This is a genomic window from Flavobacterium sp. CFS9, from assembly GCF_041154745.1.
Taxonomy (GTDB): Bacteria; Bacteroidota; Bacteroidia; order Flavobacteriales; family Flavobacteriaceae; genus Flavobacterium.
Map to the genome: position 1 here is coordinate 3,293,509 of NZ_AP031573.1, position 14,034 is coordinate 3,307,542.

Below are 14,034 nucleotides of genomic sequence, written 5' to 3' on the forward strand. Positions count from 1 at the left end.
AATCAAATAAATTAATGAAAAGTATAATTTTAAAAGCAGTAATCTTATTTATTGTATTTTCAGTGAGTTGTGGTAAAGAAAAAAACGCTGTAATCGAAGTTGAAAATGTGATAAAAAGTGCGGAAATTCTAACTTTTAAAGATTTAAGTAATCAACAAAAACAGCAATTAGAATACTGTTGTTCTTATTACCAAAGTAATTGGCATGATGGTATTAGTTTTAAAAAAGAAAATGCATATTTTGTAAAAGCTAAAATTGATAATAATCTTTTGGCAAGTTTGACCGAATCAAACACATTCTCCAAAACAGAATTATTAAATTATGGGAATACTTACTTATATGGAAAATATCATAATCGGTGGGGTTTTATTGGAGATGAAAACGATACAATATTTGAAACAGAAAAATTTGAAGGTCATCGAATAATTGAGATCACAAGAAATGGAAATATTGATGAGGTTATTGTTGGTCCTCTAGTAGAAAAACCAAAGAAAATGTATATAGAAATCAGTGATTCAAAAAACTACCCTAATTTAACACCTGAATATATTATTGCTTCTAGTTCTTCTAAAAATTGAAGTAGTAATACTTAAAATTAGTGATAAAACCTCGCTCATAAAGAGACCGAGGTTTCATTGTTAATTTTAAAAATAGTTATTATTCCTCATCCAAATAAGGATTTAAAACTTCGGCTAATTCATTGAGCCAGTAAAAGCTGTTTTCGATGTTGCTTACTTCATTTTTAAGCGTTTCATGTTCTCTTAAAACTCCTAAGGCAAGGATGTAATTGACTTGTCTTATGGCTTTCGCCATTTCTTTTGGGTTAATAGTGTTGTTGAAGAAATTGGTTAGCCTGGTTTCGGTTTCTTGTGAAAGATTGGTTGTACTCATAATCTGAAATTTTAGGGGAATATGCATGTTTGCAACTTCCGTTATTGAGCTATGCTTAATTAGCTGAAAACAAATATATGAAATAAACAGTTGAAAACAACCGATTGTTTGCAATCATACAAAAACAATCTGCTACTTGTAAATTCATTCCCATGAAAAGGACAAGAAAAAGTGAAGTTCCGGAAGTTGTCAAACAATTAGGAATCAGGATAAAAGATATCATAGAAGAGCAACAGTTGAAACAAAGGGAGGTTGCTCATGATGCTGAAATGGATGTGGAAAATTTAAGGAAATACATCAAAGGCTCTCAGGAAATGAAAATAAGTACTTTGTTCAAAATTGCTCAATCTTTAAAAGTAGATCCAAGTGATTTAATTAAAGACTTATAAAACATAATTGCTCTCCCCCACGCTCGGGGAGAGGGTTGCGAATCCCGTATTTTCAATTTAATTTTGGCATAATTATGATTGAAAAAATAGTAGCAGAGTATATCAGTTTTATAAGAACATTTGAAACTTTATTAAAAAAGAAATATAAACAGGATGTAAATCCATGTTCGTTTTCGAGCACTTTTTTTGAAAGAAAAGGAACTATCGAAGGAATTGAATATTGGTTTCACGGAAGTGGCTGCACAGTCAATAAAGACGGTGTTATTTATGACTATGATATTTCTATAAATGAAATTAAGTTTTCGCAATGGAAATTTTCAGAGTTTGTTAGAACGCATCCGGAGTATCAGAAACTAAATTATAGTGATGATTTTATTGAACATGAATTGTATCAGCTTATCAATAAAGGAATATTAGGTTGGGTGATTGTTAAGAATACAGAAAAACCTCCTTTTGGGTGTGTTTTTAAGTCTTACAGGGTCATTCAGGAACCGTCTTTTCTTATTAATTAATTTTTTTTAATAGAAATTTTATGGTTCATAAAACTGAGTAAAAAATGAGTAGATTTAAAAGCATAGATTCAAAGCTGATTGATTTAGCAAGTAAGCTTAATGGAAGATTGACTAAAGATCGACCTGATTATCCGGAAGTATTAAGAACATTTGAAGAGCGAAGGATTGATTGGATAGAAAATGATATAATGAAAGCAATTATAATTCAACCAAATTTTGAAGTAAATGGAGTAAATTCAAATATTTGGAATTTTGTAAATATTGCTATTTACGACGATGGCTTCTCAATTGCAAGACCAAAATGGATTGAAATATTAGTAGATCAAAAAGACTTTATTTTTATCGCAGAGAATATTGATGAATTGCTTTTAAAGTCTGAAGAAAATTTATCGAATATTTCAATGAAGGATTTGGTATAAATTAACGGTATTGTTTCGAAAATATTCAAGAACCGCCTTTTCTTATTAATTAATGTTTTTCTTATGACACCAAAAGTCCTAGCCCTGATGGGAGGGAAAATCCTTTTGTGTCCGCCGCGCCGGACACAAAAGATTGGAAGGACAGTAGGATTAGCTTCTGAAAAATCAAATAAAAAAGATCCAAATTCCAATTCAAAAAGACGTAATCAAAGAAAAAACATAGAACCTTAGTCTCTTAGAACCTCAAAGTTTCATAAGCCTTCGACTCCACTCAGGGTGACCATTGGGGGGAAATTCTAACTCGAAAAATCCAAATTCCAATTCAAAAAGGCACAGTTACAGAAAAAAACTTAGAACCTTAGCCTCTTAGCCTCTCAGAACCTTAAAAAAAAACTATTTTTGTAATTCACGGAATCCGTTTTAGTTTATAAACCAAGTTATAATGTCAATAATTAAAGAGTTAGAACAATTATCAGCATCATTAGAAGGAACCCTTTTATACGATGATCTTCATAAAACACTTTATTCGACCGATGCTTCGGTTTATCGAATTAAACCCAATGCGGTTGCTATACCCAAAACAATTGACGATATTGTCAAGCTGATAAAGTTTGCGGGACAGCATCAAATGTCGATTACCCCGAGAACGGCCGGAACTTCGTTGGCAGGACAGGCAGTGGGAGACGGATTGGTGGTGGATGTGTCGAAACATTTTACCAAAATTATTTCGTACGATGCAGAAAAGAAAACCGTAACGGTTCAGCCTGGTGTAATTCGCGACGAACTGAATCTGTTTTTAAAACCTCATGGCGTATTTTTTGCTCCGATTACATCAACCTCAAACCGCGCAATGATTGGCGGTATGGTGGGGAATAACTCTTCAGGAACAACTTCGATTCGATACGGAGTGACTCGTGATAAAATTGCTGAGGTAAAAGCGCTTTTAAGCGACGGTTCGGAAGTGGTTTTTACAGATCTGACTTCCGCTGAATTTATCGAAAAAACCAAAGGCGATACTCTTGAAAATAAAATATACAAAACCATTTACGACGAGCTTTCTGTTACAGCCACACAGGAAGAAATTATAAAAGAGTTTCCGAAACCCGAAATTCATAGAAGGAACACAGGTTATGCTGTTGATATTTTATTGAAATCGGATTTGTTTGGCGGAACTGAACCCACTATCAATTTAGGGAAACTGCTTTGCGGAAGCGAAGGAACACTGGCTTTTACAACCGAAGTAACGCTGAAAGTAGACGATCTGCCTCCACCTCACAGTATTATGGTTGTGGGACATTATCACACGATTCAGGAATCATTAGAATCGGTTGTCGTGGCGATGAAGCATCATTTGTACACGGCAGAAATGATTGATGATACGATTTTAGATTGCACTAAAACGAATCGGGAACACATTAAAAACCGTTTCTTTTTGGTGGGAGAGCCCAAAGCCATCATGTTGTTTGAAGTCGCATCGCACACTTTAGAAGATGCTGAAAGACAAGCCGATGCTTTGATTGCTGATTTGGAAAAAAACAATTTTGGTTATGCACGGGTAAAAATTTACGGGAATGATATTGATAAAGCCAATGAACTGAGAAAAGCCGGTCTGGGACTTTTAGGAAGTATCGTTGGTGATGATAAGGCAGCCGATTCAATCGAAGATACTGCCGTTGAATTGAGCGATTTACCCGCTTATATTGCTGAATTTTCGGCGATGATGAAGCGTCACGGACAAGAGGCAATTTATTACGCACATGCCGGAGCAGGAGAACTGCATTTGCGTCCGGTTTTGAATTTGAAAAAAACATCCGACTTAAAATTATTCCGAACTATTGCGACCGAGGTAGCGCATTTGGTTAAAAAATACAGAGGGTCTCTAAGTGGAGAACATGGTGACGGAATCGTACGCGGTGAGTTTATCCCTTATATGATTGGAGAATCCAATTATGAATTGCTGAAAAGAATCAAGCTGGCGTTTGATCCAAACTCGGCTTTGAATATTGGTAAGATTGTCAATGCCTTAAAAATGGACGAAAACCATCGTGTCGTTTCGGGCAGGGTGGAACCGGATATTAAGACGTTTCAGGATTTCTCTGATAGTTTAGGAGTATTGCGCGCTGCTGAAAAATGCAACGGTTCCGGAGATTGTAGAAAATTGCCATCAGCAGGAGGAGCAATGTGTCCGAGTTACCGAGCCACCAAAAACGAAAAAGAAACCACTCGTGCAAGAGCCAACGCTTTACGCGAATATCTGACCTATTCAGAGAAAGAAAATAAATTCGACCAGAAAGAACTTTATGAAGTTTTTGAATTGTGTGTGAGTTGTAAAGCCTGTGCCAGCGAATGTCCGAGTAATGTAGACGTAGCAACGCTGAAAGCAGAATTTTTATATCAATACCAAAAAGCAAACGGGTTTTCGACCCGAAACAAAATTTTCGCGCACAACGCCAAACTGAATAAAATGGGAAGTTTGTTTCCGTCGATTACGAATTTTATTTCCAATCAGTCTCTCGTGAAAAAAAGCATGGGAATTGCGCCGGAAAGACAAGTTCCGTTATTGGCGAAAAAGACGTTTCAAAAATGGTATGAAAAAAATAAACCAGCACAAAGAGATTTTCCGAACGGACAAGTGTATTTGTTTAATGATGAGTTCACTAATTATTACGATGTTACTATCGGAATCGACGCTTTTGAACTGTTAACCCAATTAGGCTACGAAGTATTGATCGTGAATCATGAAGAAAGCGGAAGAACTTATTTGTCCAAAGGATTTTTAGAAGAAGCCAAGAAAATAGCAGATATCAATGTGGAGATCTTCAAGGATTTAATTGCTGCTGAAACACCTTTAATCGGAATTGAACCTTCGGCAATATTAACGTTCAGAGACGAATATCTGCGTCTGGCAACGAACAAAGAAGCAGCTGAAAAAGTGGCAAAAAATGCCTTTACGATAGAAGAATTCTTCAAAAGAGAAATTGTCGATGGTAAGATCACAGCTGATTCTTTTTCGGCAGAAAAGAAAGAAATTAAAATTCACGGACATTGTCATCAGAAATCACTAAGTTCGGTTGAAGCGACATTTGCGATGCTGAATTTACCAACAAATAATGTGGTTACCATTTACAATTCAGGTTGTTGTGGAATGGCAGGATCATTCGGTTATGAAAAAGAACATTATCAGGTAAGCATGCAAATGGGAGAAGATACTCTATTCCCAAAAGTAAGAGCCACTGCTCAGGAGGTGAAAATCGCTGCCGCCGGAACCAGCTGCCGTCATCAGATTTATGACGGGACCAGCAGAGAAGCCCAGCACCCGGTAAGTATTTTAAGAAACTGCCTGAAATAATTTTAGATTTTAGATTTTTCTCACGCCGATTGCAGATTGAGCTGATTTTTTTGAATCATTTTAATCCTCGTAATCTTAGATAGTAGAATCTGCATTATCTGCGTGAAAAAAAATTAAGTGCAGATAAAAAAACAATTTGTGTGAATTCGTGTAATTCGTGGCTAAAAAAAGACTGTAAAAACAAAATCGTTTTATATATTTGAAATCAAGATAATTTTTGCATTATTTGCAAAATAAAACCACAAAGACCGAATTAAATTAATTTTAAAAGCAAAATTACATATGGCATTATCAGGTTTATTCCGAAAGAAAACGGTACAAGATATTCTGAAACAAGTTGCAAAAAACGATGCGGACGGTCATAACGCATTAGGAAAACACTTAACTGCCAGAGATTTAACTGCCTTCGGAATCGCAGCTATTGTTGGAGCCGGAATTTTTAGTACGATCGGAAAAGCCAGTGCAGATGGCGGACCGGCCGTTATATTTTTGTTTTTATTTACAGCAGTAGCTTGTAGTTTTGCGGCTTTTGCTTACGCAGAATTTGCTTCAATGGTACCTGTTTCAGGAAGTGCTTATACCTATTCTTATGTTGCTTTTGGAGAAATTATAGCCTGGGTAATTGGCTGGGCCTTAATCATGGAGTATTCCGTTGGAAATATAACCGTTGCGATATCGTGGAGTGATTATTTTACGGGACTTCTCGCCAGTGGAGGGATTCATCTCCCGCAGTGGGTTCAGATGGATTACTTAACCGCTTCAAACGGATTTAATAATGCAACAGCTTTAATGCATAGCGGAAAAGCTTTCGAAAATTTAGAACCTGCTCTCCAGTCTGCCTATACGGCCTGGACTACTTCTCCGGTTTTATTTGGGTCTTTTCATTTTGTTGCCGATTTACCGGCTTTATTGATCATCATCTTAATTACAGCATTGATTTACCGCGGAATGAAAGAATCCCGTAATGCAAGTAATATTATGGTAGTGGTAAAACTTTGTATTGTACTTTTGGTAATTGCGGTTGGTATATTTTATGTAGATACAACTAATTGGGACCCGTTTGCGCCAAATGGCATAAGTGGGGTTTTAAAAGGAGTATCGGCAGTATTTTTCGCTTACATTGGTTTTGATGCTATTTCGACTACAGCTGAAGAATGTAAGGATCCACAAAGGGATTTGCCACGTGGAATGATGTGGGCAATTATTCTTTGTACGCTTTTATATATTGCTATTGCTTTGGTTTTAACCGGAATGGTGCGCTATAACGAATTGAATGTAGGCGATCCGCTAGCGTTTGTATTTGAGAAATTAGATTTAAAATGGATGTCCGGAATCATTGCAGTGAGTGCCGTAGTAGCGATGGCCAGTGTTTTATTGGTTTTTCAAATGGGACAGCCACGTATCTGGATGAGTATGAGCCGTGACGGATTATTGCCAAAACGTTTTTCAAGAGTACATCCAAAATTTAAAACACCATCGTATGCCACAGTTGTGACTGGTTTTGTGGTAGCAGTACCTGCGTTATTCTTAAATCTTACCATGGTAACGGATTTATGCAGTATTGGGACATTATTTGCATTTGTATTGGTTTGCGCCGGAGTTTTGGTATTGCAAAATAAGCCGGAGATTCCAAGAGGGAAGTTTAAAACACCTTATATCAATTCAAAATATATAATGCCTGCTTTATTGATCATAGGATTAGTTTTTGCCTTTGGTTACAATAAAAAAGCCACCATGAGTTTTATCACCAATGAGACCCAGGTTAATAGCCCGGCAGATATTATTACGTCATTGGATAAAACCGATTCTGAGAAAGTTTTCAATTATCTAAAAAGTATCGACGTTCAGAATAAAACTTCAGAAACAGCCGATTTAGAGCATTTACTAAGCCAGTATCAGGACGACGAAGCAAAATATGCTGAAGTTGTAAAAGGTTTACCGATTAAAGATGCTGCAAAATTCGAAAGCGGATTGAGTCTGTTCAAACATAAAATTCCAATGTGGATCTTCTTATTGGTATTGATTGGTTTAACGGTTTGGGCTTTCAAACAGAATCTATCCTTAATTCCACTTTTAGGTTTAATCTGCTGTTTGTACATGATGGCCGAATTAAGTGTTTGGAACTGGATTTATTTTACGGTCTGGTTAATTATAGGCCTTTGTATCTATTTTGGTTTTAGCCGAAAAAATAGCAAGTTAAACACGGAGAATGTTATAAGTTAAACGTTATAAGAGTTCCATAGGAACGAAATAATATTGTAGGGATGGATTTTAATCCGTCCATTGAGATATAAAAAGATATAGATGATAAGCCGTTCTGAGATTCAGAGCGGCTTTTTTGTTGCCACGAATTTGCACGAATTCTTCTTTTGGGTGCTTGTAAGTTACTTTGATTTGAGAGATTTTATTTTTTGCGCGAATTGCAGCAAGGGGGAGTTCTAAATTACGATCTGAGTAAAATTTATACAATTCGTAGCAGTAGATAATCTGTGTAAATTCGTGTAATTTGTGGCCAAGAAAAACTCTAGTGCAAATTCGTATTCAAAAAAAATCCGCCAAAAGAAAAACCTTCAGCGGATTTAAACAAACTAAAAAAAAATCGTGCAAATTTATTTATAAAGAATTGTTTTATTTTGCAGGATGCCAAGCTCTGTCATGCAGGCTTTCATCATTTCGTATGTACGTTCGATATCATTGTCCAGACCGATAGAGAAACGGATTAAGCCATCCGTTAGCCCCATTTCAGCTTGCTCTTCTAACGGAATTTCACTTGAAGTAGAAGTTCCCGGTGCGCTGAATAATGTTTTGTAAAATCCTAAACTCACCGCCAGATAACCTAAGTTTCGGGTTTGCATCAATTCCATTAATTCGTTGGCTTTTTCCAAAGAACCTACGTCTATGGTCAGCATTCCTCCAAAACCATATTCCGGATTCATCATTGTTTTGTACAATTCATGACTCGGATGACTTTTTAATCCCGGATATACTGTTTTTAAACCGTCTTTTTCAAATTTGTCGGCTAGAACGTGTGCATTATGACTGTGCTGCTTGATACGAATATGAAGCGTACGAAGGTTTTTCATCACAGAAGCCGAACGCAGACTGTCCATCGTAGGACCTAACAGCATACTGGCACCCGAGTTTACATTTTTTAGCGAATTGATAAACTCTTTTGAAGCACAGGTTACACCGCCAACAGTATCACTGCTTCCGTTTATATATTTGGTTAAACTGTGAATTACAATGTCGGCCCCTAGTTTTGCAGGAGAAACTGATAAAGGTGAAAATGTATTGTCCACAACCAGTTTTAGATTGTATTTTTTGGCAATTTTAGCCAGACCTGCAATATCAGCTACTTCCAACAATGGATTGCTAACGGTTTCACAATATAGAATCTTAGTTTTAGAGGTAATCGCAGCTTCTACAACATCAAGTTTGGTAATGTCCACAAAGCTCGTTTCGATTCCAAAGCGAGGAATAAAATTCTTCAGGAAAGCATATGTTCCGCCATAAATAGTTCTGCTTGAAACAATATGATCGCCCGCACTGCAAAGTTGTAAAAGAGTAGGAGTGATAGCCCCCATTCCGGAAGCCGAAACATTGGCAGTTTCCGTTCCCTCCATCGCTGCCAACGCCTGATCCAGATACAAGTTACTAGGAGAGGAATGACGTGAATACAAATAGCATCCCTCCATATTTCCTTCAAAAGTATCGAACATGGTTTTGGCTGAAAGAAAAGTATAAGTAGAAGAATCAGAAATCGATGGATTTACACCACCAAATTCACCAAAGTATTGTAAATCCTGAATTTTGTCTGCCGGGTTAAAGTGGTTCATAGTTGGTAGTTTTTGGTTGCTTTTGCGATTTTTATTTCTAATGAGAACCTTATATGTTCTTTTTTGCAAGAAATCTTTTTCAAAATAAGAGCTAATTGGAAAATTAATCAATCGAGAAATAAATAATTAGATTTTAAAACTATAAAAATGTATTTATCCTGATTTTTAATCTAAATTTGATCAATGTAAGATCGATTAATAGATTTTCTTTCATTTTACAACAACAAGCAAATAACCACAAACAAATAGCTACAAACGACAAAGAACAACAAACCATCAACTATCAACTATCAACTATAAACTATAAACAGTAGCCATGACCTTAGATGCCACAGATAAAAAACTCCTGGTTTTATTACAAACCGACAGTAAAAAAACAAACAAAGAATTGTCCTTAAAACTCAATCTCTCTGTGACTGCGGTTTATGAGAGAATTAAAAAGCTGGAACGCGAAGGCATCATTAAAAACTATGTCGCTCTGGTGAATAAATCTAAAATAGAAAAAGGATTTGTGGTTTTCTGTCATCTAAAACTCATTCAGCATACTAAGGAATTTTTAACCAAATTCGAAAGCGAAGTCACCAAGCTAACTGAAGTTTTGGAATGCCACCACGTAAGCGGTGATTATGATTATATCTTAAAAGTTTTGGTGAAAGACATGGAAGCCTATCGCGAATTTTTGGTGACAAAACTCACTTCGCTTCAACATATAGGCAGTACGCAAAGTATGTTTATGATTAGCGAAGTGAAAAACTCAACGGTGATTTCTTTTTAAGGTACTAAGGTTTTGAGGGTCTAAGTTTTTTAACTAGTATTATTTTAAAGTAATTATCGCTCAGAAATTTCTTTTAGTTTATTTAATGCCGTCGGATAAGTATTTTTAAAATAATCTAAGTATTCGTCTACTGTATCCAGATCAACAGTGACAGTAGTTATACCGTTATTTTCCTTATAGGAATAATTTTCATGTCCGCCAGTCCATTTTTCAACTTGTTCCCCTGTAGTAACTTCAGTTTCGCCATCCAGGAAACCGTAATGTCTGATAGATACAAATTTGGCTGGTTGGTTTTCTATAATTTCAGAAACCATTCCACCCTTCTTTCCGTTTTCATCCAGACCTACAAAATAGATTTTACTGCCTTTTTCCCAGCTTCCTTCATAAGTAGAAGTTGGATTAAATGCTGCTGTCCAATGTTCATAGGTATTTTTATCTTTCAAACCCAGCATCGCCTCATAAACTTTTTGAGCCGTTGCATTTATCTCTATTTTGAATTGTAGTTTTTCCATTTTCAATTAGGATTGATTAGACTTCAAATTTACATTTTATTTTTGGCTTATGTTTTTTGTTGTTTGATTATCAGTGTTTTTGTTTTTTTATAACATGTAAAAACAAGATTCATCACAAAACAAAAAATAGCTAATCTTTGGTAATTCTTAGTTTTGCTAAAGGAAAAAAACATAAGTTAATTAACACTGTACAATAAGTAAAAAACTTAAATTTGAGTTTAAATAAGATAAAAATGGAAACGAAGGAGTTAAGACGTAAGCTTATTCAGGATTTTGGTAAATTTATAGATGATGATTCTAAATTAGAAATATTAGAAAGTGTTTTCGATGCTATAAATCATGACGAAAAAGATTCGATTGTTCCGGATTCGCATTATAATTTGGTTGCTGAAGAACGAGCAAAATATTTGTCGGGAGAAGTTGAGGGAGATTCATGGGAAGAGACAGAGCGTCGTTTGAATTTGAAGTATGGTTTTTAAAGTCAGTATTTTACCATTAGCATAGAAAGAAATCGATGAATCTATTGAGTTTTACGAAAGCAAAAGTAAAGGTTTAGGGAAGCGATTTTTAACTTATTTAAAATCATATCTCAAAGTTTTAAAAACCAATCCCGAATTATTTGAAATAAAAAGAGAACCAGGTTACAGAGAAATGACTTTGGTTAAATTTCCATTTGTAATTATTTATGAAATTATAGATAACAAAATAACTATTTATTCTGTATTTCATACTTCGAGAAATCCTGGACGAAAGCGTAATTTTTAAGCTTAAGGACTTTATCTTTTTCTTGTAAAATTATATAATGCGAAAAGGAAAAATCTTTCTGAATTTTGTATAAACCTTAGCGCTCTTAGCGGTTAAAACTCCATCTGAAATTTCACCCAAAAAACATTGAAAATTAAACTTCAAACAAAACTTTATTCCTTAATTTTGTAACGCTAAAAATAAAATAGACAAACTATGAGTTCATTTGACGTAGTCATTATAGGTTCAGGTCCTGGCGGATATGTATCAGCAATTCGTTGCGCACAATTGGGATTTAAAACTGCAATTGTAGAAAAGTATAACTCTTTAGGTGGAACTTGCCTTAACGTAGGTTGTATTCCTTCAAAAGCATTATTATCATCTTCTCACCATTATGCGGAAATTGCACATTTTGCAGATCACGGAATCGAAGTTTCAGGTGATGTGAAAATTAATTTAGAGAAAATGATCGCGCGCAAGCAAGCTGTTGTAGATCAAACTGCAGGTGGAGTTAACTACTTGATGGATAAAAATAAAGTTACTGTTTTTAATGGTTTAGGTTCTTTCGTAGATGCAACGCACATTGCTGTGACAAAAGCTGACGGAACAGCTGAAACTATTGAAGCAAAATATACTATAATTGCTACAGGTTCAAAACCATCTTCTTTGCCTTTCATTAAAATTGACAAAGAAAGAATCATCACTTCTACTGAGGCTTTGGCTTTAAAAGAAGTTCCAAAACATTTAGTAATTATTGGTGGTGGAGTAATTGGAATCGAACTTGGACAAGTGTATCTTCGTTTAGGTGCTCAGGTTTCTGTAGTTGAATTCATGGACAGAATCATTCCGGGTATGGATAGTTCTTTGTCTAAAGAATTGACTAAAGTATTGAAAAAACAAGGAATGAAATTCTATGTTTCTCACAAAGTAAAATCAGTAGAAAGAAACGGTGATGCTGTTGTTGTTCAGGCTGAAAATGCTAAAGGAGAAACAATCACTTTAGAAGGAGATTACTCATTAGTTTCTGTTGGACGTCGTCCGTACACAGACGGATTGAACGCTGAAAATGCAGGAGTTAAAATTTCTGAGAGAGGACAAGTAGAAGTAAACGATCATTTACAAACTAACGTTCCAAATATCTATGCTATCGGTGATGTTGTTCGTGGAGCAATGTTAGCGCACAAAGCGGAAGAAGAAGGAACTATGGTTGCTGAAATCTTAGCAGGACAAAAACCACATATCGATTATAACTTAATTCCAGGTGTTGTTTACACTTGGCCTGAAGTTGCAGCAGTTGGACAAACTGAAGAGCAATTGAAAGCGGCAGGAGTTAAATACAAATCAGGAAGTTTCCCATTCAAAGCTTTAGGACGTGCAAGAGCAAGTGCTGACTTAGATGGATTCGTAAAAATCCTTGCTGATGAAAAAACAGATGAAGTTTTAGGAGTTCACATGATTGGAGCCCGTACAGCAGATTTAATCGCCGAAGCTGTTACAGCTATGGAATTTAAAGCTTCTGCTGAAGATATTTCAAGAATGAGCCATGCGCATCCAACTTTTGCTGAAGCAATAAAAGAAGCGGCTTTAGCTGCTACTGAGAACAGAGCAATACACGTATAATTTACGTAAAATAGATCTTAAAAACCCGTCAGAATTGTTTCTGACGGGTTTTTTATTGCTTTAGAATTGTGAAAATATAATATGTTTCTTTATTCTTTAAGTAGACATTATAAGTCCCATTTTCTTCTTTGTACAAATGATACAAATATTTATCGCCTTTAATACTTAAATTTTTTCGCGACATATTGTTACTTTCAATAAATTCCAGTTCAAATTCACAACTGCCTTTCTTTTTGTAATGCAATTTTGAGAACGTACCATCACTAAAGTTTTCTGTCCATAAATGATCACTTAAAGTTACTTCTACTTTAGCGCCGCTATTTTCTATGTAATAATACTTTGAAGCTTTATCAAAATGATTGCATTCCTCTCTGGATATTTCGTCAAGAGGCTTTTCATTCTGCATCGACCAGCTGCTTTTCTCAGATTCGTTTGGAAAAAGCGCTACAAATTCGTTACAGTTTTTATGCAACCTGAAAAATAACTGCTCAAATACTCTTCTTTGAACAATACTATCCTTAAATTTTGTCAGGTAAGGAGTAATATGAGAATTGTTGATCGTATTAATTCTGATTTCATTGTCCAAAGCCTGATTTTGAACTAATGATTTACAGATTTCAGTCGTTAGCGAATCTATAGATTTTATAGATTGCGACCTCGAGAAATGGACAAACAATAATAAGAAGACAAGTAAATATTTTTTCATGCAAAATGTAAATTTTCATCAAATATAATTGTTTAGTAAAAGTATTTGGAGAAATGAATTTTATTCTTGTAATATTTGAGTCTAAAAATGAATAAGTTCAGGAAAAATTTCGTAAATTAGAGGTATGATTCTGAGGTTGTATTTGTAGTGATTCAGAGTTTAATTATCTGATAATCATGTTTGTAGTTTTAATTTTGCAGAAGCTGATAAATTGTAGAGATACCGTATTCTGAAAGCACTGAAGAATTCAAAAAACTTAGTTTTGAACAGCTAAAATTTTT

At 35.2% G+C, this 14,034-nt stretch carries 14 protein-coding genes; 10 read left to right on the top strand and 4 right to left on the bottom strand.

Going from position 1 to position 14,034, the window contains the following annotated elements:
- Positions 1-14: 14 nt before the first annotated feature.
- A complete protein-coding gene (locus ACAM30_RS13915; RefSeq protein ID WP_369615209.1) occupies positions 15-578 on the top strand; it encodes a hypothetical protein in 564 nt (187 codons plus the stop codon).
- Positions 579-657: 79 nt separating this feature from the next.
- Here the strand turns inward: ACAM30_RS13915 and ACAM30_RS13920 are convergent, their stop codons facing one another.
- The gene (locus ACAM30_RS13920; RefSeq protein ID WP_369615210.1) at positions 658-891 is read right to left on the bottom strand and encodes a hypothetical protein; all 234 of its coding nucleotides are present in this window, start codon (positions 889-891) and stop codon (positions 658-660) included.
- A gap of 152 nt (positions 892-1,043) precedes the next feature.
- Between ACAM30_RS13920 and ACAM30_RS13925 the strand changes: the two genes are divergently transcribed.
- The 5 genes from ACAM30_RS13925 to ACAM30_RS13945 all read left to right on the top strand — a co-directional run bounded on the left by ACAM30_RS13925 (position 1,044) and on the right by ACAM30_RS13945 (position 7,783).
- A complete protein-coding gene (locus ACAM30_RS13925) occupies positions 1,044-1,280 on the top strand; it encodes a helix-turn-helix domain-containing protein (protein WP_070907075.1) in 237 nt (78 codons plus the stop codon).
- A gap of 74 nt (positions 1,281-1,354) precedes the next feature.
- Positions 1,355-1,792 (top strand): hypothetical protein, encoded by a 438-nt coding sequence (locus ACAM30_RS13930; protein WP_369615211.1) that lies wholly within the window; start codon positions 1,355-1,357, stop codon positions 1,790-1,792.
- A gap of 44 nt (positions 1,793-1,836) precedes the next feature.
- Positions 1,837-2,211: a hypothetical protein gene (locus ACAM30_RS13935; protein ID WP_369615212.1), complete on the top strand. Its 375-nt coding sequence runs from the start codon at positions 1,837-1,839 to the stop codon at positions 2,209-2,211.
- Positions 2,212-2,653: 442 nt separating this feature from the next.
- On the top strand, positions 2,654-5,560 hold the full coding sequence (locus ACAM30_RS13940) for an FAD-binding and (Fe-S)-binding domain-containing protein (protein WP_369615213.1): 2,907 nt from the start codon (positions 2,654-2,656) through the stop codon (positions 5,558-5,560).
- Between the two features lie 282 nt (positions 5,561-5,842).
- Positions 5,843-7,783: an amino acid permease gene (locus ACAM30_RS13945; protein WP_369615214.1), complete on the top strand. Its 1,941-nt coding sequence runs from the start codon at positions 5,843-5,845 to the stop codon at positions 7,781-7,783.
- Between the two features lie 386 nt (positions 7,784-8,169).
- On the opposite strand, the gene ACAM30_RS13950 is transcribed toward ACAM30_RS13945, so the two are convergent.
- Positions 8,170-9,396 (bottom strand): aminotransferase class I/II-fold pyridoxal phosphate-dependent enzyme, encoded by a 1,227-nt coding sequence (locus ACAM30_RS13950; RefSeq protein ID WP_369615215.1) that lies wholly within the window; start codon positions 9,394-9,396, stop codon positions 8,170-8,172.
- Positions 9,397-9,712: 316 nt separating this feature from the next.
- Here ACAM30_RS13950 and ACAM30_RS13955 point away from each other — a divergent pair, with 316 nt between their 5' ends.
- Complete coding sequence (locus ACAM30_RS13955) at positions 9,713-10,171, top strand: Lrp/AsnC family transcriptional regulator (protein ID WP_369615216.1); 459 nt, start codon at positions 9,713-9,715, stop codon at positions 10,169-10,171.
- 53 nt (positions 10,172-10,224) lie between these two features.
- Here the strand turns inward: ACAM30_RS13955 and ACAM30_RS13960 are convergent, their stop codons facing one another.
- Positions 10,225-10,683 (bottom strand): SRPBCC domain-containing protein, encoded by a 459-nt coding sequence (locus ACAM30_RS13960; protein WP_369615217.1) that lies wholly within the window; start codon positions 10,681-10,683, stop codon positions 10,225-10,227.
- A gap of 233 nt (positions 10,684-10,916) precedes the next feature.
- On the opposite strand from ACAM30_RS13960, the gene ACAM30_RS13965 reads away from it, so the two are divergent.
- The 3 genes from ACAM30_RS13965 to lpdA all read left to right on the top strand — a co-directional run bounded on the left by ACAM30_RS13965 (position 10,917) and on the right by lpdA (position 13,047).
- Positions 10,917-11,162, top strand: a complete 246-nt coding sequence (locus ACAM30_RS13965) for a hypothetical protein (protein WP_369615218.1) — start codon at positions 10,917-10,919, stop codon at positions 11,160-11,162.
- Between the two features lie 31 nt (positions 11,163-11,193).
- Positions 11,194-11,448, top strand: a complete 255-nt coding sequence (locus ACAM30_RS13970; protein ID WP_369618654.1) for a type II toxin-antitoxin system RelE/ParE family toxin — start codon at positions 11,194-11,196, stop codon at positions 11,446-11,448.
- Positions 11,449-11,643: 195 nt separating this feature from the next.
- Positions 11,644-13,047: a dihydrolipoyl dehydrogenase gene (lpdA, locus tag ACAM30_RS13975; protein WP_369615219.1), complete on the top strand. Its 1,404-nt coding sequence runs from the start codon at positions 11,644-11,646 to the stop codon at positions 13,045-13,047.
- 52 nt (positions 13,048-13,099) lie between these two features.
- Here the strand turns inward: lpdA and ACAM30_RS13980 are convergent, their stop codons facing one another.
- Positions 13,100-13,753, bottom strand: coding sequence for a hypothetical protein (locus tag ACAM30_RS13980; RefSeq protein WP_369615220.1), 654 nt, complete (start codon positions 13,751-13,753; stop codon positions 13,100-13,102).
- Positions 13,754-14,034 lie beyond the last annotated feature (281 nt).

Coding starts and splice junctions, on each gene's coding strand:
- ACAM30_RS13915 (WP_369615209.1), top strand. CDS start 15: ATGAAAAGTATAATTTTAAAAGCAGTAATCTTATTTATTGTATTTTCA.
- ACAM30_RS13920 (WP_369615210.1), bottom strand. CDS start 891: ATGAGTACAACCAATCTTTCACAAGAAACCGAAACCAGGCTAACCAAT.
- ACAM30_RS13925 (WP_070907075.1), top strand. CDS start 1,044: ATGAAAAGGACAAGAAAAAGTGAAGTTCCGGAAGTTGTCAAACAATTA.
- ACAM30_RS13930 (WP_369615211.1), top strand. CDS start 1,355: ATGATTGAAAAAATAGTAGCAGAGTATATCAGTTTTATAAGAACATTT.
- ACAM30_RS13935 (WP_369615212.1), top strand. CDS start 1,837: ATGAGTAGATTTAAAAGCATAGATTCAAAGCTGATTGATTTAGCAAGT.
- ACAM30_RS13940 (WP_369615213.1), top strand. CDS start 2,654: ATGTCAATAATTAAAGAGTTAGAACAATTATCAGCATCATTAGAAGGA.
- ACAM30_RS13945 (WP_369615214.1), top strand. CDS start 5,843: ATGGCATTATCAGGTTTATTCCGAAAGAAAACGGTACAAGATATTCTG.
- ACAM30_RS13950 (WP_369615215.1), bottom strand. CDS start 9,396: ATGAACCACTTTAACCCGGCAGACAAAATTCAGGATTTACAATACTTT.
- ACAM30_RS13955 (WP_369615216.1), top strand. CDS start 9,713: ATGACCTTAGATGCCACAGATAAAAAACTCCTGGTTTTATTACAAACC.
- ACAM30_RS13960 (WP_369615217.1), bottom strand. CDS start 10,683: ATGGAAAAACTACAATTCAAAATAGAGATAAATGCAACGGCTCAAAAA.
- ACAM30_RS13965 (WP_369615218.1), top strand. CDS start 10,917: ATGGAAACGAAGGAGTTAAGACGTAAGCTTATTCAGGATTTTGGTAAA.
- lpdA (WP_369615219.1), top strand. CDS start 11,644: ATGAGTTCATTTGACGTAGTCATTATAGGTTCAGGTCCTGGCGGATAT.
- ACAM30_RS13980 (WP_369615220.1), bottom strand. CDS start 13,753: ATGAAAAAATATTTACTTGTCTTCTTATTATTGTTTGTCCATTTCTCG.